A 3,584-nucleotide genomic window follows, 5' to 3' on the forward strand; every position below is an offset into this window, starting at 1 on the left:
AGCCTGCTCACTCCCCAGCCCTGCTCCACCGCCCGCACCACCGCCGCATTCGAATTGCAGGTGAGCGAGGGATGGATCCGCACCGCCAGCCGGTCGTCATCGCCAAAACGCCATTCCTGGCTGCCGAGCGAGCTGGTCGCCACGATCAGCCGATGCCCGGCGAGATCGGCCGGGTGTTGCGGGACGCCATGACGCCTGAGATAATCGGGCGAGGCACAGACGACCGAGCGGACCGAACCGACCCGGATAGCGGCCATGCTCGAATCGCCCAGGTGCCCGATCCTCAGCGCCAGATCCATGCCCTCCTCGAGCAGATTGGTCACCCGGTCGAGCAACAGCAACCGGCCGGTGACGTCGGGATGCTGGTTCAGGAAATCGAGCAATATGGGGGCGATGTAGAGCCGCCCGAACATCACGGGCGCGGTGATGGTCAGCAGGCCGCGCGGCGAGGTGTGCTGGCCCTGGGCCGCGGCTTCAGCATCCTCCATCTCCTGCAGGATGCGCTCGACATCGACGAGATAGCGGTGTCCGGCCTCGGTCAGCGCGACATTGCGCGTCGTCCGGCTGAGCAGGCGCGTGCCGATATGCTCCTCGAGCGCCGCCACCGCGCGGGTCACCGCGGGCGGGCTCATGCCCAGCTGCCGCGCCGCCGCAGCGAACCCGCCGCCGCGCGCGACTGCGGCAAAGACCTGCATGGCGTGCAACCGATCCATGGACCGGGTCTAACATCATTCCATTTTGCGGAACAGAACCTTTCTTTCGTCGGCTATTCTTCCGGCAGGCTCGACAGCGTAATTCCTGGTCATCCGGTTTGACCGGCCCTTCCAACCCAAGGATCATGCCATGAAACTCTATACCCACCCGCTTTCCGGCCATGCCCACCGGGCCAGCCTGTTCCTTTCGCTGATCGGCGCAGACGTCGAGGAGATCGTCGTCGATCTGGCGGCCGGCGAGCACAAGACGCCCGCGTTCCTCCAGCTCAACCGTTTCGGCCAGGTTCCCGTCCTTGTCGATGGTGACACGGTGATCGCCGATTCCAATGCGATCCTGGTCTATGCCGCGCGCAAGCATGGCCGGACCGACTGGCTGCCCGAAACGCCGCAGGGCGCCGCCGCCGTCCAGCGCTGGCTTTCGGTTGCCGCCGGACAGATTGCCTTCGGCCCCGCTGCCGCGCGGCTGATCACCGTGTTCGGTGCCAGGTTCGATGCCGACGAGGTGATCGCGCGCGCCCATGCCATCCTGTCGCAGATCGATGGTGAACTGGTCGGCCGCAACTGGATCATCGGCGGTGCCCAGCCGACGATCGCGGATATCGCGCTGTACAGCTACATCGCCAACGCTCCCGAGGGCAATGTCGACCTCGCGCCCTATCCGCAGATCCTTGCCTGGCTGCGCCGGGTCGAGGGCCTTGAAGGCTTCGTACCGTTCCAGCGCACCGTCGCAGGCCTGCGCATCGCCGCCTGATCGCCTCATGCGGGCTGGCAGCTCGGCCGCCAGCCCGCCGCTCTTGCCGAAGGAGTTTGTCGAGATGACGACCGAGACCAAGGCGCCCTGGCACGCGGGCGAAGTCGCGATGCAGCAGACCGTGGGTGTCGCCGACCGGATGGCGGCGGTGGGCGGCAAGGTGGTGCGCGATTTCATGCCGGACCAGCACCGCGACTTCTACGAGCAGCTTCCCTTCATCGTGATGGGTGCGGTCGATCCGCAGGGCGACGCCTGGGCGACGCTCGCCATCGGCAACCCGGGCTTCCTGTCATCGCCCGATCCGCATACGCTCGAATTTGCGCTGGAGCGCGATCCGCTCGATCCGGCCGATGCCGGGCTGGACGATGGCGAGGCGGTGGGGCTGCTCGGGATCGAGCTCCACACCCGCCGCCGCAATCGCATGAACGGTACGCTGCGCCGCAGCCATGCCAGCGGTCACCGGGTCGAGGTCCGCCAGAGTTTCGGCAATTGCCCGCAATATATCCAGCTGCGCGCTTACAGCTTCGTGCGCAACCCGGCGCAGCCATCCTCCGCGCCGCGCGAGGAGATGGAGACCCTGCAGGATCGCGCCCGCGACATGGTGGCAGGCGCCGATACCTTTTTCGTCGCGTCCTATGTCGATACCGAACAGGGCCGCCAGGTCGATGTCTCGCACCGCGGCGGCAAGGCCGGGTTCGTGCGCGTCGATGCGGAAGGGACGCTCACCATTCCCGATTTTGCCGGCAACCTGTTCTTCAACACGCTGGGCAACATCCTGGTCAACCCGCGCGCCGGGCTGATCTTCACCGATTTTGCCACTGGTGACGTGCTGCAGATGACGGGCCGCGCGGAAGTGATCATCGACTCGCCCGAGATCGCCGCCTTTCAGGGTGCCGAGCGTCTCTGGACGTTTCACCCCAGCCGGATCGTGCTGCGCCGCGGCGCGCTCGCGCTGCGCTGGGCGATGCGCGAACAGGGCTGGTCGCCTAATTCGCTGATGACCGGCGACTGGGATGCGGCCAGCCAGCGGATCGAGGCCGAGGCGCTGGCCAAAAGCTGGCGCCCGTTCGTGGTCACCGACATTGTCGACGAAAGCGCGACCATCCGCTCCTTCCATCTCCAGCCGCGGGACGGCAAGGGAGTGATCGCGCACAAGGCGGGCCAGCATCTGCCGATCCGGGTGACGCTGCCGGGCGATGCCGATCCGACCTTGCGCACCTATACCCTGTCCTGCGCGCCGTCCGATGGCGGCTATCGCATCAGCGTCAAGAGCGACGGCAAGGTGTCGCAATTCCTGCTCGATGCCGCACAGCGCCGGCCCGCGGTGCTGGTCGCTGCCGGTGTCGGGATCACGCCGATGCTGGCGATGCTGCGCCATGTCGTGTTCGAGGGCCTGCGCAAGCGGACCACGCGCCAGACATGGCTGGTCCACAGCGCGCGCAACCGGGCAGAGCGCGCCTTCGATGCCGAGATCGACGCTCTGGTCGAGGCGGCGCAGGGCGCGGTCAAGGTCATCCGCATCGTCAGCCAGCCGGGACCCGACGAGCGCACGGGCCGCGACCATCAGGGAGTCGGCCGGCTCACCGCCGATACCTTCCGCCAGATCCTGCCCTTCGGCGATTACGACTTCTATCTGTGCGGCCCCGGCGGCTTCATGCAGGACCTGTACGACGGACTGCGCGATCTCGATGTCGCCGACAAACGCATCCATGCCGAGGCCTTCGGTCCGTCGGCGCTGGTCCGCCGAGCGGACCCTGGCGCACAGACCGTGCCTGTAGCGCAGCCGTCGGCAGACAGCGTGGGCGTGATGTTTACCGCGTCGGCCAAGGAGGCGCGCTGGCAGCCGGACGGGGGATCGCTGCTCGACCTGGCCGAATCGCGCGGCCTGAAGCCCGAGCATAGTTGCCGGTCCGGATCGTGCGGTTCGTGCGCGGTGCGCCTGCTCAAGGGCAGCATCGCCTATCCCGTCGCTCCGACCGCGCCGGTGGGGCCGGGCGAAATCCTGATCTGCTCTGCCGTGCCCGCCAAGGGTAGCGAAACCCTGGAGATCGAACTGTGACCCCCCAACCGCATGCCAGCCTGCACCTTGGCCTGTCGGCGGAAGCGATGCTGCTCATCGA

3 protein-coding genes are annotated in these 3,584 nt (G+C 67.3%); 2 read left to right on the plus strand and 1 reads right to left on the minus strand.

Annotated elements, in window-relative coordinates; translation table 11 throughout:
• Positions 1-713 (minus strand): LysR family transcriptional regulator (locus DM995_RS16590; protein WP_232824453.1); only part of this gene is annotated, 713 nt, incomplete at its 3' end.
• 130 nt (positions 714-843) lie between these two features.
• Here DM995_RS16590 and DM995_RS16595 point away from each other — a divergent pair.
• Complete coding sequence (locus DM995_RS16595; protein ID WP_116970136.1) at positions 844-1,464, plus strand: glutathione S-transferase family protein; 621 nt, start codon at positions 844-846, stop codon at positions 1,462-1,464.
• 64 nt (positions 1,465-1,528) lie between these two features.
• Positions 1,529-3,523: a 2Fe-2S iron-sulfur cluster-binding protein gene (locus tag DM995_RS16600; RefSeq protein ID WP_116970523.1), complete on the plus strand. Its 1,995-nt coding sequence runs from the start codon at positions 1,529-1,531 to the stop codon at positions 3,521-3,523.
• Positions 3,524-3,584 lie beyond the last annotated feature (61 nt).

Source organism: Blastomonas sp. UPD001 (genome assembly GCF_003426715.1).
In the GTDB taxonomy this organism is placed as follows: Bacteria; Pseudomonadota; Alphaproteobacteria; order Sphingomonadales; family Sphingomonadaceae; genus Blastomonas.